17 protein-coding genes, 1 tRNA gene and 4 pseudogenes are annotated in these 22,545 nt (G+C 45.7%); 1 reads left to right on the forward strand and 21 read right to left on the reverse strand.

The genetic code is table 11. The annotated features are described in order from the left end of the window. Positions 1 to 6 precede the first annotated feature (6 nt). The 11 genes and pseudogenes from AU387_RS04215 to AU387_RS04260 form a co-directional block, all read right to left on the reverse strand. Positions 7 to 975: a polysaccharide pyruvyl transferase family protein gene (locus tag AU387_RS04215; protein WP_059334960.1), complete on the reverse strand. Its 969-nt coding sequence runs from the start codon at positions 973 to 975 to the stop codon at positions 7 to 9. Continuing rightward, on the reverse strand, positions 954 to 2,120 hold the full coding sequence (locus AU387_RS04220; RefSeq protein WP_059334962.1) for a DegT/DnrJ/EryC1/StrS family aminotransferase: 1,167 nt from the start codon (positions 2,118 to 2,120) through the stop codon (positions 954 to 956). Before AU387_RS04220 ends, AU387_RS04215 begins: the two co-directional genes overlap by 22 nt. Positions 2,121 to 2,136: 16 nt before the next feature. Then, complete coding sequence (locus AU387_RS04225; protein WP_059334963.1) at positions 2,137 to 2,775, reverse strand: acetyltransferase; 639 nt, start codon at positions 2,773 to 2,775, stop codon at positions 2,137 to 2,139. Continuing rightward, the gene (locus AU387_RS04230) at positions 2,772 to 3,380 is read right to left on the reverse strand and encodes a sugar transferase (RefSeq protein ID WP_059334965.1); all 609 of its coding nucleotides are present in this window, start codon (positions 3,378 to 3,380) and stop codon (positions 2,772 to 2,774) included. The genes AU387_RS04225 and AU387_RS04230 overlap by 4 nt, the downstream gene beginning before the upstream one ends. Continuing rightward, a pseudogene (locus tag AU387_RS04235) lies at positions 3,377 to 4,895 on the reverse strand (MATE family efflux transporter). The gene AU387_RS04230 and the pseudogene AU387_RS04235 overlap by 4 nt, the downstream one beginning before the upstream one ends. Then, positions 4,892 to 5,926, reverse strand: a complete 1,035-nt coding sequence (locus AU387_RS04240; RefSeq protein ID WP_059334967.1) for a glycosyltransferase — start codon at positions 5,924 to 5,926, stop codon at positions 4,892 to 4,894. The pseudogene AU387_RS04235 and the gene AU387_RS04240 overlap by 4 nt, the downstream one beginning before the upstream one ends. Beyond that, positions 5,923 to 6,999 carry a polysaccharide pyruvyl transferase family protein gene (locus tag AU387_RS04245; protein ID WP_059334968.1) on the reverse strand — a complete coding sequence of 359 codons (1,077 nt, stop codon included), beginning with the start codon at positions 6,997 to 6,999 and terminating at the stop codon, positions 5,923 to 5,925. Before AU387_RS04245 ends, AU387_RS04240 begins: the two co-directional genes overlap by 4 nt. Before the next feature lie 4 nt (positions 7,000 to 7,003). Next, positions 7,004 to 8,038, reverse strand: a complete 1,035-nt coding sequence (locus AU387_RS04250; RefSeq protein WP_059334970.1) for a glycosyltransferase family 2 protein — start codon at positions 8,036 to 8,038, stop codon at positions 7,004 to 7,006. Between the two features lie 24 nt (positions 8,039 to 8,062). Continuing rightward, positions 8,063 to 8,332 (reverse strand): annotated as a pseudogene (locus tag AU387_RS20995) (EpsG family protein); the annotation flags it as partial. Continuing rightward, positions 8,319 to 8,633 (reverse strand): annotated as a pseudogene (locus AU387_RS04255) (DUF3231 family protein); the annotation flags it as partial. The pseudogenes AU387_RS04255 and AU387_RS20995, both read right to left, overlap by 14 nt. A 149-nt stretch (positions 8,634 to 8,782) precedes the next feature. Next, positions 8,783 to 8,858: transfer RNA gene (locus AU387_RS04260), tRNA-Arg, on the reverse strand. A gap of 280 nt (positions 8,859 to 9,138) precedes the next feature. Here AU387_RS04260 and clpP point away from each other — a divergent pair. Then, complete coding sequence (clpP, locus tag AU387_RS04265; RefSeq protein WP_044159265.1) at positions 9,139 to 9,735, forward strand: ATP-dependent Clp endopeptidase proteolytic subunit ClpP; 597 nt, start codon at positions 9,139 to 9,141, stop codon at positions 9,733 to 9,735. A 117-nt stretch (positions 9,736 to 9,852) separates the two neighbouring features. Here clpP and pgmB read toward each other — a convergent pair whose 3' ends face one another. From pgmB to AU387_RS04315, 10 genes and pseudogenes are all read right to left on the reverse strand, one after another. Beyond that, complete coding sequence (pgmB, locus tag AU387_RS04270; RefSeq protein WP_059292489.1) at positions 9,853 to 10,533, reverse strand: beta-phosphoglucomutase; 681 nt, start codon at positions 10,531 to 10,533, stop codon at positions 9,853 to 9,855. Further along, the gene (locus tag AU387_RS04275) at positions 10,530 to 12,215 is read right to left on the reverse strand and encodes a glycoside hydrolase family 13 protein (protein ID WP_059334972.1); all 1,686 of its coding nucleotides are present in this window, start codon (positions 12,213 to 12,215) and stop codon (positions 10,530 to 10,532) included. The genes pgmB and AU387_RS04275 overlap by 4 nt, the downstream gene beginning before the upstream one ends. Then, positions 12,208 to 14,481 (reverse strand): glycoside hydrolase family 65 protein, encoded by a 2,274-nt coding sequence (locus AU387_RS04280; protein WP_059334974.1) that lies wholly within the window; start codon positions 14,479 to 14,481, stop codon positions 12,208 to 12,210. Before AU387_RS04280 ends, AU387_RS04275 begins: the two co-directional genes overlap by 8 nt. Then, on the reverse strand, positions 14,459 to 15,343 hold the full coding sequence (locus AU387_RS04285; RefSeq protein ID WP_059334976.1) for a DUF1189 domain-containing protein: 885 nt from the start codon (positions 15,341 to 15,343) through the stop codon (positions 14,459 to 14,461). Before AU387_RS04285 ends, AU387_RS04280 begins: the two co-directional genes overlap by 23 nt. Before the next feature lie 4 nt (positions 15,344 to 15,347). Continuing rightward, the gene (gene mdxG, locus AU387_RS04290; RefSeq protein WP_082687833.1) at positions 15,348 to 16,184 is read right to left on the reverse strand and encodes a maltodextrin ABC transporter permease MdxG; all 837 of its coding nucleotides are present in this window, start codon (positions 16,182 to 16,184) and stop codon (positions 15,348 to 15,350) included. Beyond that, positions 16,185 to 17,492: a maltodextrin ABC transporter permease MdxF gene (gene mdxF, locus AU387_RS04295; RefSeq protein ID WP_059334978.1), complete on the reverse strand. Its 1,308-nt coding sequence runs from the start codon at positions 17,490 to 17,492 to the stop codon at positions 16,185 to 16,187. Between the two features lie 39 nt (positions 17,493 to 17,531). After that, complete coding sequence (locus AU387_RS04300; RefSeq protein ID WP_059334980.1) at positions 17,532 to 18,785, reverse strand: maltodextrin ABC transporter substrate-binding protein; 1,254 nt, start codon at positions 18,783 to 18,785, stop codon at positions 17,532 to 17,534. 94 nt (positions 18,786 to 18,879) lie between these two features. Continuing rightward, positions 18,880 to 20,649, reverse strand: a complete 1,770-nt coding sequence (locus AU387_RS04305; RefSeq protein WP_059334982.1) for a glycoside hydrolase family 13 protein — start codon at positions 20,647 to 20,649, stop codon at positions 18,880 to 18,882. 108 nt (positions 20,650 to 20,757) lie between these two features. Next, positions 20,758 to 21,707: pseudogene (locus AU387_RS04310) on the reverse strand (LacI family DNA-binding transcriptional regulator). Positions 21,708 to 21,872: 165 nt separating this feature from the next. Continuing rightward, positions 21,873 to 22,448 (reverse strand): LOG family protein, encoded by a 576-nt coding sequence (locus AU387_RS04315; protein ID WP_024122955.1) that lies wholly within the window; start codon positions 22,446 to 22,448, stop codon positions 21,873 to 21,875. Positions 22,449 to 22,545 lie beyond the last annotated feature (97 nt).

Consider the following 22,545-nt stretch of genomic DNA (forward strand, 5'->3'; position numbering starts at 1 on the left):
TTCCGCTCACATGTGAGCAGGAAGGTTTTCCTTCTTTGAGGCGTCCCGAATGATTTGAGTGTTTGGCACTCCCTCCATCCAAGTATGATAGTAATTGGCGTTTTTTCCGTAGGAATTATCAATGACCGTGTTTTCTTTTTGAAGAAGAGAGGACAAAATATGGCCGTGCAGCCTTGACGTTTCCACCGATTGGTAACGGCTGAAAAAGCGAATGGCTTTGGTGACGATGTAATCCGAGTATTTTCTCCATATCAATGCGATGGGCAGAGGATTGCCCGCTTTTTTGTTCAGGACGTTCAGCGTTTGGAGAAAAGCGATTGTCCGGCGGTCTGAAGCTGACAGCACTGTACGCCAGTCATAGCTTTCCGCTTGCGCATGTCTTTGAAGCTCATCATTTGCTTCATGATCTGTTCTGATAAATCTCAGCTTTTGGCCGGTCGGCTGCTGTGTCGGAATGATGGGAAACAGCTGGTGGGCCATATCAGGCAATAGCTTGATATGATTGTTTAGAAAGTACGCCTGTGCCGTTGCATAGGAGGCTTTTTCCCTTGTGATGATATGCAGATTTGAATGGGCAGAGAAAATGTCAGCCGTCCGTTTTAAGTTGTCTTCATTTTGAAAATAGATGGATTGCGGCAGAATGACGATTTTGTGGTTTGGATAGGCTTGAACGATTTTCTCTCTAAATCCTTGATAGTACGGATACAAATCCCCGAAGTTGCCCCCTCCCTGACAGACGATGATCAGATTCGTATCAAACTTACGCCCGATTGGGAAATTGTCTGGATTCCAGCGGTTTCTGACCCGAATATCATTTTCTTCAAAAAAGGCTTCCGTTCCTTTCATAATAAAAAGATCCCCTACATTTCCGTATAGAGGATAGTCGGCGTAAATGATTTCGGATTGCTTCGGAATCATTTCGAGCAGCCCGGCCAGTTTTTTCTTCAGGCTGATCATTGAATGCTTGCTGTCCATCTCTTCACCTCTGTTGTTTGGAATAAGTGTGACAACACATCGATTACTCGGTCTTGATCTTCTTCGGTCATATTTGTTCCGGATGGGAGGCAGATCCCCCGCCTGAATAAGTTTTCGCACACACTTTCAGAATCTGTATGGGAATAAAATGCAGATGATGTAAACAGAGGCTGGGTATGCAGCGGCTTCCAAAGCGGTCTCGCTTCGATCTGTTCTTCAGCTAGATGCTGAACCAAGTCATAAGGAGTCAGCCCGTTATCGAGCGTAAGAGCAGTAAGCCAGCGGTTGGACACGCCTTCTGAGTATTCCGGCATAAAGCAAACGCCATCTAGGCTGCCAAGCGCTTTTTCATACCTCGCAAAAATCTCCCGTCTTTTCTCCACCCGCTCATCCAGCACCTCAAGCTGGGCAATGCCGACTCCGGCAAGGATATTGCTCAATCTGTAGTTGTGCCCGATTTCACTGTGCTGATAATGAATAGCAGGATCGCGGGCCTGTGAAGCGAGAAATCTTGCTTTTTCAATGGCAGCTTCATCGTCTGACACAAGCATCCCGCCTCCTGAAGTGGTAATGATTTTGTTTCCATTAAATGAATAAACGCCGAAACGGCCGAATGTCCCGCTCTGCTTCCCTTTATAGACCGAACCGAGGGATTCAGCCGCATCCTCAATAACCGGCACTCCGTATAAGCCGCACAGGCTTACAATCTCATCCATTTTCGCGCTTTGTCCGTACAGGTTGACGGCAATGACCGCTTTTGGCGGATTTCCATTTCGTTTTGCTTCCTCCAGTGCTCTTTCAAGTGCTTTCGGAGACATATTCCACGTATCCGGCTCAGAATCTATAAAAACAGGCACCGCTTTTTCATATAAAATCGGGTTTGCCGTTGCCACAAATGTAAAGGACGGACAAAACACGGTGTCTCCCGCTTTTACATCCAGCAAACGCAGCGCCAAATGAATCGCGGCGGTGCCTGAGCTGACCGCAGCCGCCCCTTTGGTCCCGACTCGTTCAGCCAATTTTTCTTCAAATGTATTCACAAGCGGCCCAAGCGGCGCAATCCAGTTTGAGCGAAAGGCTTCTGAAATATAGTGCTGCTCCCTGCCGCTCATATGAGGGGCGGATAAGTAGATTTTTTTATGCATGTAACCATCCTTTGCTTTAGGTTTGAATAGAAGAAATCACGCGCGCCGGGGTGCCGGCTGCCGTTACCCCGGCAGGGATGGAGCGGATCACCGCGGAGCCTGCGCCGACAATGCTCCAAGAGCCAATAGTAACCTGCGGAATGACAGAGGCCCCGGTGCCCACATGAGCCCCTTCTTGAACCGCAATACCACCAGAAAGCGTGGCGCGCGGAGAAAGATGTACGAAATCGCCGATCTGATTATCGTGCTCTGCAATCGCGCCCGTATTGATGATACAATGGGCGCCGATCTGAACATCCGCCTGAATAATCGCACCGGCCATAATAACCGTTCCTTCCCCGATGACAGCCGATTTGCTGATGATGGCTGACGGGTGGATTAATGTGATGAAATCTTCTTTGTATAACCCCAGCCGCTCCGCCAGCTGTTTTCTGACGCTGTTGTTTCCAATTGCAATCACAAACATGACGTCAGGGATCAGCCTGCGCAATTCAGGAATTGCTTCCGGGGGGCCTGTGTACAGCTCTTTCCCGGCATCAAATGTGCTGAATTTATCGTCCAGCACTGCAGCTAAGCGCGTGTCTGAACGGGCGCTTATGAGTTCTCTGATCACCTTTCCGTGACCGCCGTCTCCCACAATGGCCACGTTTCTCATGAGGACACATCTCCGCTTCCTGTAAAGCGTTCTGCGGTCACATGATTGGTTTGCTGAATCCCTTCTGACACAAGAACTTTGCGTACCGTCAGACATAAAATTTTCAAATCGAGCAAGAATGAACGGTTGTCAACGTACCAAACATCCATTTCAAATTTCTTTTCCCAGGAAATCGCGTTTCTGCCGTTGACCTGCGCCCAGCCTGTAATCCCGGGTTTCACCTCATGGCGCCGTGCCTGTTGTTTCGTATAAAGCGGCAGATAGTCCATCAGCAGCGGCCGGGGACCGACGAGGCTGAGGTCTCCTTTCAAAACGTTCAGAAGCTGCGGCAGCTCATCAATGCTCAGCTTTCTAATCAGCCTGCCTGTTTTTGTAAGCCTGACTGCATCCGGCAGCAGGTTTCCCTCACTGTCCCGTTCGTCCGTCATCGTTCTGAATTTATAAAGGGTGAACGGCTTCCCATGCAGGCCGGGCCGTACTTGTTTAAAAAAGACAGGCGATCCTATTTTCAGCCTGACTACGGCGATGGTGAATAGAATAATGACACCCGTGCAGCACAATAAAAGAATAGCGGCCGTCAGATCAAAAAGACGTTTCAGGATCAAATATTTACAGCTCCTTTCGTTTTTCTAAACCGTTTCAGCACAAGCTGTCGTTCCTCTTTCGTACAAACAAACATAAAAGCGAAAACCGCGTAGCAGCAGCTGACGGCAGCACCTGCGGCAATCAGTGATATCCAGCTTTCAATGGTGATACATAACTGGATGGCCTCACAAACCGCCCAGGCAAATAAAGCGGCAAGGACCGGACCGAACATGCCTGTAAAGAACACATGTTTTTTGTAGCCGGTAATGCGTGATACATAAAGCGGCGTAAAGATGACATTTTTCAGCACAAGCGAAATCGCCCCGGCCAGCGTAATGCCATAAAGCCCCAGATGCGCCGGCCCGCTTAATGTGACCGCCAGCACAACATTCACTGCGCCTAACAGCAGGGTGACGAGCGCCGGTGTTTTTTGTTGATTAAAGGCGGTCCATATATAAAACAGCGGCATAAAGGCAAGACTGACCGCCAAATATCCGGCGTGAATATATAAAAGCGGCGCTACAGAGGAAAAGGACGGTCCAAGCCAGATCGTCAGAAAAGGCCCGGCCAAACCTCCCAATAATGCAGCCGGAAGCGCAAGCAAAAGCCCGTTCAGTCTCACTGCCTGATTGGCGTACTTGACCAAGCCGTCCATATCGCCTTTTGAATAATAAGAAGTAATGACAGGCGCAAATAGAGATGCGACTGTTCCTGCCAAACTGCGCAGCAGCAGCGGAAACTGGATAATCGCCGCGTATTTTCCCGCTTCAGATGCACCCAGCACCAAGTTGGCGGTTAATAGGTCGATCTGCAAAAAAAGCAGCACGCCGATCTGATTGACTGAGTTCCAGGTTCCTGCCTGAAACAGTTCCTTGCTTATGCGGAATGACAAGTCTTTCAGCTTAAATGAAAACCATGGAATCAGTTTTCTGAAAAAGCAGAAAGACAGAATAGACGCTATAACGGCACCGGCTAAAGCGGCAAGCTGAATCTGCCAGATTTTTGGCGTAAAGCAGGCAAACAGCGCCAGTACACACAGTACACGGATGAGCATTTGCACCGCCTGAATCGAACTGGTGATATACAGCCGGTTGGCATAAAATGGCGCCGCCCCAAACCCCGCCATCAAAAATGTTAAAAGAAACAGCAGACTCCCAATCAAAATCGACAGCCGAACATCAGCCAATAGATCCTGAGGGACGTTCATAACGCGGTCAATAAAAAAAGCCGCACTCACAAGAGGCAGCAGAAGCAGCAATGAAATCAAAACAGATGCAGCCAAATAATTGCTGATATACGCATTTGCTTTTTCCTGCTCTCCCCTGTGGGCTGCGACAGAAAAAAAAACGCACAACCACGGAGCTGAGCGCCACCGTGATAATGGAAAAATAATTAATCACATTTTGCGTTAAATTCACAAAGCCAAAAGCCTCGACACCGAGCGTTTTGACAATAAAAGGCGTCATCCAGACAGACAGGAATACGGACAGAAGAAAAGCTGTGAGATTGGCGCTGAAGTTAATGGTGAATTTCATGCCTGTTTTGCACTGCCTTTCATGGTTCCGCGTGTCTCAAAAAACAGCTTGATGAGAAAGATCAGCCGCCATTTGCACAGTCCTAAGACCAATCGCTCGCCTCTGCCTAATTTCTCATGCCGAAACGGTGTGTGTCTGACAGCCTGCCGAACCATGTCATAGGATAAAATCTGTCTGATCTGTTTTTTGATGTCTTTCGGCGGCTGCGATGAGGCACAGGCGTTTGCCAGAAGCATCGGAAGCTGGTGCTTGCAAATGTACACATCTAAATCTTCTTTGCATACAGCCGCTAAGCCGCACTGATTGTAGAATGCAAGTTTGGCTTGATATTGTTTTTGGATATTTTCATCCATCGCAGGCTTATAAGGGCGTTCCGTCAGGCTGTTCGGATTTTCACGGTATATGTACAAGCCTTCATCCAGCATTTTTACCCGCTCGGCTTCATAAAAAGCAGATAAATTAAAGGGTGAATCTTCAGCAAAACGGATGTCTTCATCAAACCGCAGGTTCGCCCTCTCCAAAAGCTCACGGCGATACACATATCGCCATACATACCAGATAAATCTCGTTTCGTGGGCACGCTGGAGCTGTTCAGCTATATCCGTTTTTGTCAGCATACGGCCTGTTTCGAGCTGCGGCGGTACGTATACCCGTCTGTCTTCAGACTGTTTATAAAATCCGCAGCCAGCGATATCGAGCCGGTGCTGCTCCGCTTCTTGTACAAGCCTTTGAAACATGGCGGGAGAGACATAATCGTCTCCGTCTACAAACCCGATATACGTCCCGCGCGCCGCTTTGATTCCCGCGTTTCGAGCCGAACTCAAGCCGCCATTTTTTTTATGAATGACTTGAACTCTTGCATCCCGTTTCGCGTATGCCGCTGCCATCTCACCAGATCGATCGGGTGTTCCATCATTAACAAGGATGATTTCTATATCAGAAAGCGTTTGGGCAAGCAGTGAATTGATGCATTCTTCAATGAATGGTTCAACGTTATACATTGGGACAATAATGCTGACGAGCGGTGTCATTGTGCTTCACCGCTGATTTTATCCCGCAGCCCTTTAAAATACATATCCCGCGGAAAGCCGGAACGGTTTGTTTCTTTTGTCAGCAGCTCTTTCACTGTGGCTGTCACAATTTCCGGCTCTGGCTGTTCAATCAGCTTCATGATTGGAATATCTTTCAGCCATTGGTAGCCTTCCATGACTTTGTGATCAAAAGACCGGATCACTACACACGGCGTTCCTGTCAGCGCACAAAAAATCATGCCGTGCAGCCTGTCAGTGACAACGGCTTCAGCACTTTGCAGCTTAGACCAAAGCGCTTCCAGCTCCTGTTCCCGTGTGCCGCGGCTGACCCGGCGCCCGATCGTTGTCGTAAAAGCTTTGATCTCGCCAAATTCATCAAAAAGAGCGGCCTTCATGCGGTTTCTCTGATCCTCCTGAAGCACGCTTTCCTGATCCTCGCGCAAACACATATACACCCCTTCGCGTTCCGCAGGGGTGCTGCTTCTATCTAAATACAGCACCATATCAGGCTGCTTCAGGATCTTTTTTTCTTTAAAATGCCGCTTCATAAATTGATACGTCGTTTCATCACGCGCCATCAGCAATAAACCGGGGTGCGCGTTATAAATTTTCTGCGCCCGTTTCAGCTCTTTTCGTCCCTTTTTCGTATCAGAAAAATGAACAGTTGCCGGTAGCTGGACGATTTGATAATCATGAAACGTTTTAATGATAAAGCGGCGCGTCCACTCTTCATACCGGTATAAATCCCCCATGTTTCCGCCGCCGATGATAAAGACCATATCCTCCGGGTGGCGGGAGCGGATCAGCGCTTTTGCTGATTTGTATATGTCCTTCATATCGACCTCAACGATTTCAAAATCGGAGTATTCCTGCTCAAGAAACGCTTTGCTGGCATAAGCAATGGCATGGTCCCCCAAATTGTCATGGGAAGGCAGCAGGGTCAGTATGATTTTCTTCTTATGTGCGGCAGCCTTTACCGGCTGATCGGCCGCACCCAGCCAAAATTGGGACGGGTACTTGACCTTTAGCAGCAGCCATTCTGCAAGATTGATTTTCAATGAATGTAACGACATGTCTTCACCCTCTGATTTTCATTTTGTACTCGATCACTCGCTGATACGCGGCGGACGCCATGGCAACGAGCGGAATCATTCTGTATTTCGCCATCAGCAGCAGGCATGACCGTTTTGCGTCAAAAGGCGCTGTCCCCGTTTTCGACAGGCTGCCTTGAAACACCGGATCAGCGCAAATCACGCCGACCGTTTTGAGCCTTTCCAAAAGGCGCCGGCTGGCGCTTGTTTTCCATTCGTTCAAAAGACAAATGGTCCCATGGAGAACGATAAAGAAATCAAGCTCCTTTCGGTACTCCTCCAGCTTGTTGTTCTCCTGTAAGAACCCTGCGTTCGCCTGATACAGCGCCAGTCCTGATTCAAACAGTTTTTTCTGATAACCCTGCACGATGGAGGAAAGGTGAATGCGATAATGGTAGAGAGGCGCTTTTACATAGGAAACCGAGCGGGCGAAAAAATGTGCCCTGAAGCTGAAAAACTGATCCTCGACATGCTCCAGCTCACCTCTGAGCGGGAACGAAAGCCGGTGCGCGTCAATCATGCTTCTTCGATACAGTTTATTCCACGAAAATCCCCTGACCTTCCCTTCGAATAACGCCTTGATATAGGACTCCTTGGGCTGATCCCGATAGGTTTCCGCAATGTCTGAGACAACGGTTTTTTCAGTGTCCTCAAACTCTGCGGCGTAGTTGCAAATCACCAGATCGGTTTCCTCTGATGCTGCCTGAACCATTTGCAAGCAATAATCAGGCTCGATCCAATCGTCTGAATCTATAAATGCCACAAATTCTCCGCGGGCCGCCTCGATCCCTTTGTTCCGGACCGCACCGAGCCCTTGGTTTTCCTGGTGAATGACTCTGAAGCGTTTATCCTTTTCTGCATATTCCTCCGCGATGTCCGGGCTGGCGTCTGCCGAACCGTCATTGACGATGATGATTTCAATATTGTCCAATGTCTGGTTCTTTAAAGATTCAAGGCAGTTTCTGATATAGGTTTCTGTATTATAAACAGCGACTAACAGACTAACCGCAGGTGTTTCCATAATGACCGGCTCCTCTTGCATAAATTACCGGGAAAAAATCGTTCTGTACGGCAGAACGGAAGAATCAACCGGCATAAGCAAATAACTATATAAAAAATAACAAACCACAATGGCGATATAGATCAACGCATTCGATTTCTCATCAAATATCCTGACAAAATAAGGGACTAGGATCATTTGATACAGTCCGAAGTAAATATTAAACCTGGCAAAGATCACGTCCTTTGTGGCCAAGAGCCCGAATAAAAATCCGAGAAGGCACAAATTAACGACAATATCAATTTGCGGCCACATCCGGATCGAGAAACCGCGCGCCCGGCGGAATGTCGTTAAGATCTGCATCCGGCGGCTCAGGAGAAGCGGGCGGAAGCCCCACGCCGTTTTCTTTCAGGATATTGCTGACCTGTTTGATTTCATCTTGGCATTTCTCGATGGACTCACGAAGCAGCTTCTTTAAATCGCCATCACCAACATGATGCAATAACATCTGGTAATTGCCGATCATTTTATTTCCCGCCATCACATAACTCCACAAACTGAATACCTCACCGTAATGCATCGGTTCTTCTTGCGGATTACCGCTTAAAATTCCCATTGTCTTCCTCCTTAACAAATTCAATACTGTTCATCACCTACGATGCCCAGCAGGAGGAAAAATTATGTACTCACGAGAAGTTTTCTGGAAACAAAAAAGACAAGAGCGGCAAAATGCCCAACCCTTGTCTTTCCTGTTGTTCTATTGGACGCGCTCGGAGGGATTCGAACCCCCGGCAGACGTGGTACCGGAAACCACCGCTCTATCCAACTGAGCTACGAGCGCATATTGACATATTTTCTCTGCGTGATGATAACGTCAGCATAACTTATTATACGGTATTTCAGCCGAAATAACAACCCTCTATTTTAAAGGGCTGTTTTTTTAAGAAGACACATCATCTTCTTTCAGAAGCTCACATACGATGGTTTGAACCGTTGTATTTTTGGGGAAAATGGGAAAAAGAGAAGAGTTTACATGTCAAGCCAGCTTTTTGTTTGACCTTTATTGACCAAAAATGTATCATGTAACTACATACTTACCTAAAAGGTGAAGGAGGAGCATTATGAATTTAATACCTACAGTCATTGAACAAACGAACCGCGGGGAAAGAGCGTATGACATTTATTCTCGTTTATTAAAGGATCGTATCATCATGCTTGGATCTGCGATTGATGACAACGTTGCGAACTCCATCGTGTCACAGCTTTTATTCTTAGAAGCGGAAGACCCTGAAAAAGATATTTCTATTTACATCAACAGCCCGGGCGGCTCTATCACAGCCGGTATGGCGATCTATGATACCATGCAGTTTATTAAGCCGAAGGTATCTACAATTTGTATCGGTATGGCTGCGTCAATGGGCGCGTTCTTGCTTGCTGCCGGAGAAAAAGGCAAACGCTATGCGCTTCCAAACAGTGAAGTCATGATTCACCAGCCTCTTGGCGGAGCTCAAGGTCAAGCGACAGAAATTGAAATTGCCGCGAAACGTATTCTCTTGCTTCGCGACAAATTAAACAAAGTGCTTGCTGAACGTACTGGCCAGCCTCTTGAAGTGATCGAACGCGACACAGACCGCGATAACTTCAAGTCTGCTGAAGAAGCGCTTGAATACGGCCTGATTGACAAAATTCTGACTCGCAACTCAGAAGATCAAAAGTAATACAGCAACCTGCAAGAGACATGTCTCTTGCAGGTTTTTTAATGCTGAAGGAACTCTCTCACTAACAAGAGAAACATACATACGAAACATCAGAAATGCAGTCCCTTTTCCCTCCGTTCATTTTTGAATACGATTTATTGTATACGACTTCCACTCTTCATTCAGCACCTCAAACGTCAAATCGCAAGTTTGCCTTACAATCAGATCGGCATCATGCATTGATTGTTCATAGCCGACTCCAACCGCAAACATTCCGGCAGATTTAATGGCGGCAATTCCCGCTTCAGCGTCTTCTACTGCCGCACAATCAGCCGGGGAGACGCCAAGCAGCGCCGCGGCCGTTAAAAATATTTCGGGATCAGGTTTCCCGTTCGCAAGAGCCGTCGGGTCAACAATGGCATGAAAATCATCAATAATCTCCAAACGTCTTAAAATCTCGGGGGCGTTGCGACTTGAAGACGCTAACCCGATTTTTATATTTTCGACTTTTAATTCACGAAGAAGCCTGCCGATTCCCGGCAAAAGATCTTCCGGCGTCAATTTGCTGATCAACGTCTGATAATATTTGTTTTTTTGGTGCAGAAGATCTTGTTTCTCCGCATTTGTATATGTTGCTTCCGCTCCGCCATAAATAAGTATGTTTTCAAGCGACTTTTCTCTGCTGATTCCTTTGAGGCTTTCATTCATACTTCGGTCAAAGGGAATATCGATTTGTTCTGCTATGTGCTTCCAAGCGAGAAAATGATATTCAGCAGTATCTGTGATCACCCCGTCTAAATCAAAAATGACCGCTTTCATATGCTGATACCCATCATAGCTTCATAGGGTTCAAGGCAAATATGCTTCATGTCAGCTCTCTCCTGCGAATAGTTGGAAATGAGCACTTTCCAACGCTCATGAATCAGTTCCTGAGGCAATTCGAACTGAGCCTTGTCTTCTGATAAATTCACAACGACGAGAAGCTTTTCCCCTTGATATTCACGGATGTAAGAGAAGATTTGCGGGTCATCCTCCAGCAGCAGCTGATAATCTCCATCTATTATGATCTGATATTGCTTTCGTAATTGAATAAGCTTCTGGTAGTAGTAGAAAATCGAATCTTGATCGTCCAAGGACTCTTGCACATTGATTTCATGATAGCGGGAATTTACCGCTATCCAAGGGTTTCCGGCTGTGAATCCCGCATGTTTTTCGGCATCCCATTGCATCGGTGTTCTCGCGTGATCTCTTCCTTTTTTCGTTACGGCTTTTAGAAAATCTTTTTCTGACATCGTTTTGTTTTCGATGACCAGTTCACGGTATGCATTTTTTATTTCAAGATCATCATACATTTCCAGCGGCATATCACTGTTGACCATGCCGATTTCTTCTCCCTGGTAAATAAACGGGGTTCCTTTCATACCGTGAAGAACCGTTGCAAATGCTTTTGCACACTGCTTTCGCAGCTCGCCATCATTGCCCCAGCGGGAAATGACCCTTGGCTGATCATGATTTTCAAAATACAGGGTATTCCAGCCGACATTCATTAACGCGTTCTGCCACCTTGTCATCGTCTTCTTTAAAGCGACCAGATCAAACGGCTTGAGCTGCCATTTTCCATTTGGCGAATGCGGTTCCGAATCAATATCCATATGTTCAAACGTAAAGATCATATTCAGCTCATGTCTGCTTTCATCCGTATACTTTTTCGCCTCTTCTGTATCGGAACCGTTTGCCTCTCCCACCGTCATGCAATCGTAATGAGAAAGAACTTCCCGGTTCATTTCTTGAATAAACTCATGCAGGCGGGGGCCGTTTGAATGATAGCAGCCGACGATATAGCGGCGGCTGTCATCTGTTTCGTAGTCCGGAAAATCGACGTATTTGGAAATGGAGCCGATCACATCCATCCGCCAGCCGTCAACGCCTTTATCCATCCAGAGCCTCATCAAATCATAAACTTCCCGGCGTACCGCTTCATTTTCCCAGTTTAAATCAGGCTGCTTTTTCGAAAAGTAGTGCAAATAATATTGCCCCGTCCGTTCATCAAGCGTCCACGCCGGGCCTGAGAAGATTGATCCCCAGTTATTGGGCTCAGATCCGTCCGGTTTTGGATCTTTCCAAAAATAATAATCCCGGTAAGGATTGTCCTTCGACTTGCGGCTTTCGTCAAACCACGCATGCTCATCCGACGTGTGGTTCACAACCAAATCCATGATGATTTTCATTCCGCGCTGATGCACTTCATCAATTAACTGAAACATATCTTCATTTGTCCCAAATTTTGCGTACATGTTTCTGTAGTCGCTGATGTCATAGCCGTTGTCATCCTGCGGGGAATCAAACACCGGTGAGAGCCAGATCACATCCGCCCCGAGATTTTTGATGTAATCCAGCTTTTGAATCACGCCTTGCAAATCCCCGAATCCATCTCCATTGGAATCATAAAAACTGCGCGGGTAAATTTGATAAACGACAGCTTCCTTCCACCATTTACTCATCAGGCGTTCTCCTTTCACATCGTTCAGTTAGCACAACCGGTTCCTCATAAACTTTCATGGGCAGCGGCTCGCCTTTTAAAAGCTCAAAGATGACGCTCTTTTCGTCAACCGTCACATTGATTAAGCGATTTCGATAATTGATGTTGAACGAATATCCGTCCCATTCTTTCGGCAACAACGGAGCAAATGACAGCGTCTCATTCGTGATACGCATGCCGGCAAAGCCCTGCACGATCGCGAGCCAGCTTCCCGTCATTGATGTAATGTGCAGGCCTTCTTCCGTGTCATGATTGTAGTTGTCAAGATCAAGCCTTGCTGTACGCTTATATAATTCTAGCGCTTTCTTTTCCATCTTGAGCTCGGCTGCGAGAACCGCATGGACAGAGGGCGACAGGCTCGATTCATGAACGGTCATCGGTTCATAGAATTCAAAGTTTCGCCGTTTTTCTTCCATTGTAAAACGGTCATGAAAAAGATAAATGCCTTGAAGAACATCTGCCTGCTTAATAAAATTGGAGCGCAGAATTTTGTCCCATGACCAATTCTGATAAAGCGGCCGCTCAGTTGGATCTAATTCTGCTGCCGATCGCAGGTCTTTGTCCAAGAATGTGTCATGCTGAATGAAAATTTGCAGTTCTTCACTATACGGATAGTACATCTGCCGGATAATATCTCTCCACACCTTCAGTTCTTCTTCCTGCACATCAAGAAGGCGGCGTTTTTCCGCTGAAATCCTTTCAATATTTTCTAATGTATACTCCAACGTCCAAGCCGCGATTACATTCGTATACCAATTGTTGTTGACATTGTTTTCATATTCATTCGGCCCTGTGACGCCGTGGATCATATATTTGTTTTTTCGTTTCGAGAAGTGAACGCGGTCAGCCCAAAATCTGCTGACTTCCACGAGAACATCTATCCCGTATTCTTCCATGTAGTCACGGTCACCTGTATAATTGACATAATTGCAGATCGCATAGCAAATCGCACCATTGCGGTGAATTTCTTCGAAGGTGATCTCCCATTCGTTGTGGCATTCATCTCCTGTAAACGTCACCATCGGGTAAAGCGCCCCCTTCAGTCCCAATTTTGCGGCATTTCGTTTGGCAGCCTCCAGATGGTGATAACGGTATAAAAGCAGGTGTTTCGTCACTTCCGGATCGGCAGCAGCCAAATACATCGGCACGGCATATGCCTCAGTATCCCAATAGGCGGCACCTCCGTATTTTTCGCCTGTAAATCCTTTCGGCCCGATATTCAAACGGGCATCGCCCCCGTAATATGTCGAGAATAACTGAAAGATATTGTAGCGGATTCCTTGCTGAAGTTCCTCATCCCCTTTAATCTCTATGTCTGCTTTTGCCCATCTTTCCTTCCATTGATCAGTGTGCCTTCGTCTTGCTTCCTCATACCCGTTCTCAAGAACATCCGCCAAAAGCCCCTTGCCTTTTGATAAAAGCTCTGCCTCCAGATAATCACGGGAAGTCGTGACAATAATAAACTTTTTTAAAGAAGCCTTCGTTTGATAGCTGTAGCGATTCTCAGCATACATGCCAGCTGTTTTATAGCTTTCACTGACAAAGCCTTCAGTCACGTTTGCCATTGCGGCCGAAACAGTAAAGCGAGGTGTTCCAAACGGATTTTCGATCGTTTTTGCCACTACATGGCCGCGGTGAGAATCAGCCCCTTTCGCTTCTTCCTGCCAAAATCGTTCCTGGTAGTTAGAATCTTCATTTGCGACATTTCCATCCAGGTAAGGAACAAGCGTAATGACAGCATCTTCCGTCAGGCACTCTGCTTCGTAATGAATCGCACAAAGCTCTTTAACGGCAAGGCTAAGAAATCGCTCCGAGCTGATTCTGACCGTTTTATCCTGAATGCGGACAACAGCGCTTCGCCGCAGAATTCCTTCTTTCATATTGAGTTCTAACTCAAATGATTCAATTTGAGTTTGATAAAGATCGACTTTTTTATCGTCAATATATAAATCTATGCCAATAAAGTTCATCGCATTGATTACTTTTCCGAAATATTCCGGATACCCGTTTTTCCACCAGCCTACCCGCGTTTTGTCAGGGAACCACACGCCTGCGATATATGTGCCTTGATGACTGTCGCCTGAATAGCCTTCTTCAAAATTTCCCCTGACTCCCATATAGCCGTTTGCAAGAGAAGTCAGGCTTTCCTGCAGCCGCATATGTTCCTTTTGAAAATGATTAGTTTTGATTTTCCATTCATCAATCTCAAATAACCGCTGATTTATCATATTTTCCTCCCGAATGTAAGTCTCCTTTATAACGGCGGGTTTTGGCCAAATATCTAAATGTAAAAGAGATCATCAAAGTGACGCCACACGAATGGATCATCAATACAGTGATCAAGTCAAAATGAACCATGCCGACAGCAGCTGCCACAAATGCCGGCAGTGCTGATGCGCAAATCGCTATAGATGCCGCTTCCTGGAATGACGCAATAGAGATCATGTTTGATAATTTTGTGATCCACATGCCTCCCGCAAGAACAGCAATCAAAAAAAACTGGATCATAAAAATCACCGCACATGCCAGCATCATGATCATCGGCTTATACTGTGCCAGCCACCATTCATTGATAAGGCTCTCAACATCATGGGTGTTTGGATTCTTAAGCTTGGCGTCCATTTTCGCATAGCGGACAGAAAAACCCGTTCCATTTTGATCGGTGATGATCAGATGCTCAGACTGAAATATGATTGCGTTATCATATCCAGTTACTTTTAAACGCCCATTTTCACCGCTTGCCTTAAACTCATGCTCCATATCAACCGCCAGCAAATTCTGTCCATCTTCAATCCGATCAGAGCTCTTCCCGCCTGTCAGTTTTCCGTTTCTTATTTGAAAGCCTTGTAATTGATCAGCAAATCGATCATTAACCTTTTGCATAGCTGACGGCATGAAGGATTGAACGTTAAAACGATCCATTTTTATAAACGAAATCGTAAACGGCGCCATCAAACAGGCCGTCAAAAACATAAAGAGAAAGGTGAGCTGCAGCCAGCTGAATGTATTCCCATAACGGCAAACGCCCGATGGAGATGCGGCCGCTTTAAGACAGCGAATGATAAAGCTTTCATTTTGCAGATTCTTCATCGAACTACCCCTTTGTCCCGCCGGCTGTCAGCCCGGACACAAAGTTCTTTTGGAGAAAAAAGAACAAAATGCATATCGGCAGTGCGGCAAGTATCGCTCCTGCCGCAAACAGGGCGACTTTTTGCTGCTGCGGGTTTGAAATGAATGATTGCAGCCCCACAGCAATGGTCAGTCTTTCCGGTGTGCGAAGCAAAAACTTTGCCAGCAAATAGTCGCCAAACGGTGCCATAAATGCCCAAAGCGCTTGTACCGCAAGCATCGGCTTAACAAGCGGCAAAACAATTGAAGCGAAAATCCTCAGATGTCCGGCTCCATCAATTCGCGCTGCTTCATCGATTTCTCTCGGTACAGTATCAAAATAACCCTTCATCAGCCACGTGTTCATCGGAATTCCGCCGCCGATATAAATCGCTGTTAAAAACCAGTATTGATCGAGTGCGCCTATCAGCATGGCCAGGACGTAAAAAGCAGTCAGCGCTGCCATCGTCGGCACCATTTGAATGATTAAAAAGAATACCAGGCTCTTTTTTCTGCCTGCAAACCGATAGCGGCTGTACGTATACCCGGCAAGTGTCACAATCGTAACCTGCAACACCATGACCGATAGCGCGATGATTAGTGTATTGCCGTACCAATGAAGATAAAGCGTCTCGTCAAATAGCCGCTTAAAATGGTCCAAAGTCCAAGAACCCGAAAAATCAAGCTGAAAAGCCGCCACATTCCCTACACGGAAAGCGGATGATGCGGTAATCAGCAGCGGATACAGAATGACGATACTTAAAAGCGTCAAAAATAAATAGGTACAGATCCTATTAAGCATTCTGGCAGTTCTCGCGTTCACCTACATAACCTCCTCATTGCCAAAGGCATTCGATTTTTTAAAAGCAATCAGGGAAATTCCAATGACAATGAAAGAAATTAACAGTGTAACAGCCGCCGCAACAGAATATTGCGGTGATGTGCCTGTTGTCAGTTTATAAATCCAAGAAATTAAAATATCGGTCGACCCGGCGCCCGCTCCCGCGCTGCCCGGTCCTCCCTCATTAAATAAGTAGATGATCGAGAAATTATTGAAATTAAACGTATACTGGGTAATCATCACGGGTGCTGTCGCAAATAAAATCATCGGGAAAGTAATATGTTTAAAACGCTGAAGAAACGTGGCCCCGTCAATCTTTGCCGCTTCATACAGTTCACCTGGAATCGCCTGAAGCACGCCTGTTACCATGACATAAATATAAGGAAAACCGAGCCAGGTCTGAATCATAATGAGGGCCGTCTTCGTCCAGAAAGGATCGGTCTTCCACGCGATCGCCGGCAGCTCTACAAACGGCAGGTGATTCAATAATGGAATCACCTGTGCATTCATCGCCCCTATGCTGTCGTTAAAAATGTTGGAAAAACTCATGATTGTAATAAAAGCCGGAACAGCCCATGGAAATAAGAAGATCATTCGATATATCCGCTTGCCTTTTATAAAATCCTGATTGACGAAAAGGGCCGTCAAGATACCCAAAATGATTTGCAGCGTTGTCGCACAGATTGTCCAGATGATCGTCCAGCCCAGTACATTCACAAATGTTTCACGATAGGAGCCGAGGAAAAAAATATTCAAAAAATTTTTAAAACCGACCCAGTCAATCAGACGATTAGGCGGAATATGATAAAAATCATAGTTTGTTAATGCAACAAACAGAGTCACCAAAACCGGAAAAATAATCACAAACACCATCATGATATATGCCGGCAGTGTAAATAAATATGGAAACCCTTTATCTCCCGCATGACAGATCATGTCCCTGGCCGTTGTATTGACCTTCAAACCCGCCGCTTTCATAGCAGCGGTCTTACGCGAATCAAAAATATTAAAGATATAGAACATGAGGAAAATCAGTGTCACGATCAATTGCAGCGTGCCTTCAATCAGCATAAACAGTGAGTGGTCTTCACCGGGAACACTTCCCAATGTCATCAATCCGGTTAGCGCCTGAATACCGAAAACGCATAATTCAAAAACAAACAAACCTGTGATGGCCAGAAACAAGAGCCCCTTTGAAAACTGCTGATTCGCAATCTGCCCAAGCCCTGGAATGATCGATAAAAACCCAGCCTTTCGTTTTTGCTTTGCAAGTGTGTGGTGTGTATTCATTTTTTCGCCCTCTATTCTTCCGGACGCTGTCCCGCCGTTTTATTTCACATACTTTTCTTTGATATTTTCCTTTATGACATTCACAGCATCATCCGCTGATTGTTGTGCCGCTTTTTTTCCTGAAGCCGCATCAAAAATCAAACTTTCCGCTCCCGTCCATACCTCAGCCATTTCCGGAATATTCGGAGTCGGTGTCGCTGTTTCATATTGTCTAATCACAGCTGACGTCAGCTCATTTTTTTGCTTATCCGCTTTCTTTCTTGCAGCTGTGTTGGCCGGAACTTCGTTTGTATCCTCATAAAAAACGTAAGCATTGGCGTCATTTGTAGCATACTCAAGCCATTTTTCAGCCAGTTCGGGTTCTTTTGTATATTTTGAAGCAACCCAGCCCTTGCCGCCGGCAAAAGGGGCATATTCTTCTCCGTTTGGCAATGTCGGGATAGGAGCCGCTCCGTAGTTCAATTTAGCCTCTTTATAGTTGGCAGCTGACCAAGGTCCGCCGATGATAGCAGCCGCTTTGCCATCTATAAACATCTGCTGAATAAAATCGTCGGCGCTTGAATTGTCTTGCATGCCTTTTGGCCAATAGGTTTTAAACCATTTCTCCGCATACTTCACAGCTTCTACTGCCCCTTTATTGTTCAGGCCGATGTCCCCGGAATCTGTGCCATTTTTTCCAAATACATATCCGCCGTAACCTGCCAATAAACCGTACGACATATAAAAGTCAGTCCATTTCGCTAAAAATCCGGTTGATTTTCCTTTTTCCGAAGCAAACGCAAAGCGGGAATCCTCCGCTAATTTTTCAAGGTCTTTAAATGTTTTTGGCGCTGTTTTTAAAAGATCTTTGTTGTAATATAAAACAAGTGTTTCAATGACCAGCGGCATTCCATACACCTTGCCGTCAATTGTCACCTGCTGCATTTCTTTATCGCCAAAACTTTTTGTGTTAGATGGCTTAACGTCAAGCAAATGTCCTTGCTGGCCCAAACCGCCGATCCGGTCGTACGCTGCTAGCATAACATCAGGTGCGTTCCCCGCCGGGCCATCAAGGGGAAGCGCTTCCAATTGATCGAACATTTGCTTTTCAACGACTTTTATTGTGACATCATTCTCTTTTTCAAACTTTGCTTTGATGCTTTCAATGTATTCTTTATAGGTTTCTTCGACAGACACAGTCAGTACCTTTTTACCGTCCGAGCTTGCCGGATCTTTTGAATTTGAGCAGGCGGCAAGGCCGAATGTCAGGACTGATGCCGCCAATAAGGCGAAGCCCTTTTTAAAAACTGCCATCTCTTTTCCCCCTTTTATTGATGAATCTATAACAATTGTATTGTTCTCTCGAAAGCGGTTACAAGAAGTTTCAGCTTGTTACCGATAACAGAATTTATACAGTGTCAGCAGCACCCAAAATAAAAAATTCCCCCGGCTGAACGGCAATCACATCTTCATAATGAAGCGGCTGCTCTATCCACGCATCGTAGATTTTCTGATAGCGATCAATTTTCAAATCTCGCAAACTGACATGTTGAGCCGCGTTCCCCTGATTGAAGAAGTAAATCAGTTTTTTTTCATCGAGCGTCCTCGAAAAGCGGATAAAATCGTTTTGATCATCCAGCAGATTCCACTCAAGATCTCCATAAGTCAATAAAGTGTTTTCCTGTTTGCGTAAAGCAATTAACCGTTTCATAAATGTAAGCATCTCTTGGTTTTGCTTCTCTTTTTCCCACACCATACATTTCCGGCATAATGGATCATTTTCGCCGTCCAATCCGATTTCCGTTCCGTAATAGATGCATGGTGAACCTGTCTGGGCAAACATAAAGGCCAGCAAAGCACGTGCTTTTTTTCCGTCATTGCAGCACCTTGTCAAAAGACGTTTTGTATCATGGCTATCCAGTAAATTAAACATCACCTCATTGACCTGCTTCATCCCAGTCATCAAATGTGCATTTAACCGGTGGGCCATGCGCGAGGCTGGAATCTCCCGGTCAGCAAAATACTCAGTCATAGGTTCTGTAAAAGGATAGTTCATCACCGCATGAAATTCATCTCCTCTAAGCCAAGGTTCGGAAGAATGCCAGATTTCCCCCAAAATATAAACGTCAGGCTTTTCTGCTGATACGGCTTGCTTAAATGTCTTCCAAAAAGCGTGATCCACTTCATTTGCCACGTCTAAACGCCAGCCGTCAATGTCAAATTCGCGAATCCAGTACAAAGCAATATCAAGCAAATATCTCTGTACCTCGGGATTAGCCGTATTTAACTTTGGCATCTCGGGTGTAAACGCAAACCTATCATATTTGCCTTCTGTGACAGGAAACGAGTGAATATGGAACCAGTCTTTATAGCGGGATTGAGCTCCGTTTTTCACAACATCCTGCCACTGCGGAGAAGAGCTGCCTATATGATTAAAAACAGCATCAAGCATAATTCTCATCCCCCGCTGATGAAGGCGGCTGACCAATGTGCGAAAAAGCTCCGGATCTCCAAAATGCGGATCAATGGTATAGTAATCCAATGTGTCGTATTTATGATTGGAAGGCGCGGAAAAGATCGGAGTTAGATAAATTCCGTTAACCCCTAAATCCTCTAAATAATCAAGCTTATCGATAATCCCTTGCAAATCTCCCCCAAAAAAATCATTTACGTCCGGGTCCCTGCTCCCCCACGGTAACGCACCCTCCGGTGACAGATCTTCTCTTCCATTTGCAAAACGCTCCGGAAAAATTTGATACCAAACCGTTGCTTTTGCCCACTCAGGCGCTTGGAATGTATCGGCATCATGAACAAATGGAAGTTTAAAATAATAATGGATCGTCTCCAGCGTTTTTTCGTTATAAGGGCATACACCTGAGCTTCCGAAAAAGATGTCTTCATGATGGTCTGTTACAACAAACGCATATTGCAAACGCCTAAATGGCGGCACCACTTCAGCACACCAATAGTCATGCATGTCTGTAGCAGCAATTTTCCTCATCGGCTGCTCGTTTGCTGACCACCTGCCGCCGCTGTACTCATAAGGGTCACCCCAAATCAATCGAATGTGATCGGCATCACCTTTTTTCGTCCGAATCTTAATATGCACTGTCCGCCCGTCATAAGAATAAGCATCAGAACTGAACGGCTGATGATGAATCGCTGCATATTCCATCATGTCTCCCCCTTTGATTTCCGTTTTATATCCGGCTCAAGTTTGAAAGTATCATGATGAAATCGCAGGAACAATCCTTTTTGCCTTGTTATCGATAACAGAATAAGGCTGTTACAGAGTCGATTCACGCACAATTAACTCCGGTTCAAAAAAAGATGCCCTTGGGGAGCGCCGTCTTCATTCATTTTTTTCAGCAGCATTCTCGCACAGGCCTCACCCATTTCAACTACTGGCTGTCTGACTGTAGTCAATCGTGGCGAGGAGATGCGATCAAGAAATACGCCATCATTCCCGGTAACCGCAACGTCTTCCGGAATTCGTTTTCCAAGCGATTGCGCCGCACGAATGACGCCGAGCGCGATTCGGTCGGATGCGCAGACAAACGCTGCCTGATTGTTCATGGATTCCAGGACTTCTCTTGCAAGGCATTCACTTTTTTTAGAACTGTTATCGATCCGAAACATATTCGTTTTTTTAAAGCTTTCATTCATCGCACGAATATACCCCTGTTCTCTCGAGCGTTCGAAAGGCTCATCTAAATCAATGCCAAAAAAGACAACCTCCCGCTTCCCCAGTCCCATGACATGGCGGGTTGCCATAAAAGTGCCTTTTTCGTTATTCACATCGATAAAGTCATAGCCCATTTCATTTTGCCCAAATACGACGAGCGGTTTTTCGAAAGCTTTGATCACACCTTCAAAATCGGACTTTCTCAAGCCAGTAGCGATAATACCATCGCATTGGCCAATATTAAGAGAATTTCTTGTCACAAGCTGCAAAGCATAATGATGGCGATCCAGCTCCCGGCTGATTCCGGTTAACAGGTTCATGTAATACGGTTCTGTCGTATCCATTTCCTCGAGAATCAGCAGTTTGACAACCTGTGTTCTGTTTTGCACGAGCGCCCTTGCCGCATAATTAGGGATGTAATTCAGCTCTCTCATCGCGGAATGAACAAGTTTTTTTAATTCGTCTGTCACCGTCTCAGGATGATTGATCACTCTTGATACCGTCATTTTCGAAACATTTGCTTTTTTCGCCACATCTGATAATGTTGCCATTTTCATCCCCTCCTCGCCTATGCTTATTACGCCTGTCCAAACTAGTGAAAAAGTCCTTTATTATAGTAAATTATACTATGTAACCTAAAAGAAACTAAAAAAGAGATTTCCTTCAGGAAACCTCACATTGTCGAGAAAACTTGAATATAAGCTATGAATGGCTCATTAAATTTCTGTCCACTTTTTCTCTAAAATCGGATATGAGTAGTTCTTCATTTGCTCAACTAACTCATCAGGCCGTGAAGAGCTGTGGATCAGTTTAAGATGAGAGTCGTTAGAAAATCCTTCTTGAATGCTGTACTTGACCATCTTCATCATCGGCTCAAAATACCCGTTCACATTGTAAAGTCCGATCGGCTTTTGATGAATGCCGATCTGCGCCCAGCAAAGCACTTCAAATAATTCTTCATATGTACCGAAACCGCCCGGCATGGCGATATAGCCGTCAGCCAGTTCGCTCATTTTTGCCTTCCGTTCGTGCATGCCGTTGACTTCAATCAGCTCTGTCAGATTTTGATGGACAACCTCTCCGCTGAACAGGCCGCTTGGCATCACTCCAATTGCGGTGCCGCCGTTTTCCATTAACGCATCGGCAATCGCGCCCATCAACCCTACACGCGAGCCTCCGTATACCAGGCCGATTCCCTGCTCTGCCATATACACGCCAAGCTCTGTCGCTTTTCTTTTATACGCTTCATTTCCCCCCGGGTTTGAGCCCGCAAATACACAAATTGTTTTCATTTCGTCATCTCCGCATCTATATATCGTGTTAACATTCAAAAAACACACTATATATTGTCCCACCTTCATGTGATAATATCAATATGAAATACATAAA

The organism is Bacillus halotolerans (assembly GCF_001517105.1).
Taxonomy (GTDB): Bacteria; Bacillota; Bacilli; order Bacillales; family Bacillaceae; genus Bacillus; species Bacillus halotolerans.

Excerpts from the sequence above, each read along its gene's own strand:
- AU387_RS04215 (WP_059334960.1), bottom strand. The coding sequence starts at position 975 with ATGGACAGCAAGCATTCAATGATCAGCCTGAAGAAAAAACTGGCCGGG.
- AU387_RS04220 (WP_059334962.1), bottom strand. The coding sequence starts at position 2,120 with ATGCATAAAAAAATCTACTTATCCGCCCCTCATATGAGCGGCAGGGAG.
- AU387_RS04225 (WP_059334963.1), bottom strand. The coding sequence starts at position 2,775 with ATGAGAAACGTGGCCATTGTGGGAGACGGCGGTCACGGAAAGGTGATC.
- AU387_RS04240 (WP_059334967.1), bottom strand. The coding sequence starts at position 5,926 with ATGACACCGCTCGTCAGCATTATTGTCCCAATGTATAACGTTGAACCA.
- AU387_RS04245 (WP_059334968.1), bottom strand. The coding sequence starts at position 6,999 with ATGTCGTTACATTCATTGAAAATCAATCTTGCAGAATGGCTGCTGCTA.
- AU387_RS04250 (WP_059334970.1), bottom strand. The coding sequence starts at position 8,038 with ATGGAAACACCTGCGGTTAGTCTGTTAGTCGCTGTTTATAATACAGAA.
- clpP (WP_044159265.1), top strand. The coding sequence starts at position 9,139 with ATGAATTTAATACCTACAGTCATTGAACAAACGAACCGCGGGGAAAGA.
- pgmB (WP_059292489.1), bottom strand. The coding sequence starts at position 10,533 with ATGAAAGCGGTCATTTTTGATTTAGACGGGGTGATCACAGATACTGCT.
- AU387_RS04275 (WP_059334972.1), bottom strand. The coding sequence starts at position 12,215 with ATGAGTAAATGGTGGAAGGAAGCTGTCGTTTATCAAATTTACCCGCGC.
- AU387_RS04280 (WP_059334974.1), bottom strand. The coding sequence starts at position 14,481 with ATGATAAATCAGCGGTTATTTGAGATTGATGAATGGAAAATCAAAACT.
- AU387_RS04285 (WP_059334976.1), bottom strand. The coding sequence starts at position 15,343 with ATGAAGAATCTGCAAAATGAAAGCTTTATCATTCGCTGTCTTAAAGCG.
- mdxF (WP_059334978.1), bottom strand. The coding sequence starts at position 17,492 with ATGAATACACACCACACACTTGCAAAGCAAAAACGAAAGGCTGGGTTT.
- AU387_RS04300 (WP_059334980.1), bottom strand. The coding sequence starts at position 18,785 with ATGGCAGTTTTTAAAAAGGGCTTCGCCTTATTGGCGGCATCAGTCCTG.
- AU387_RS04305 (WP_059334982.1), bottom strand. The coding sequence starts at position 20,649 with ATGATGGAATATGCAGCGATTCATCATCAGCCGTTCAGTTCTGATGCT.
- AU387_RS04315 (WP_024122955.1), bottom strand. The coding sequence starts at position 22,448 with ATGAAAACAATTTGTGTATTTGCGGGCTCAAACCCGGGGGGAAATGAA.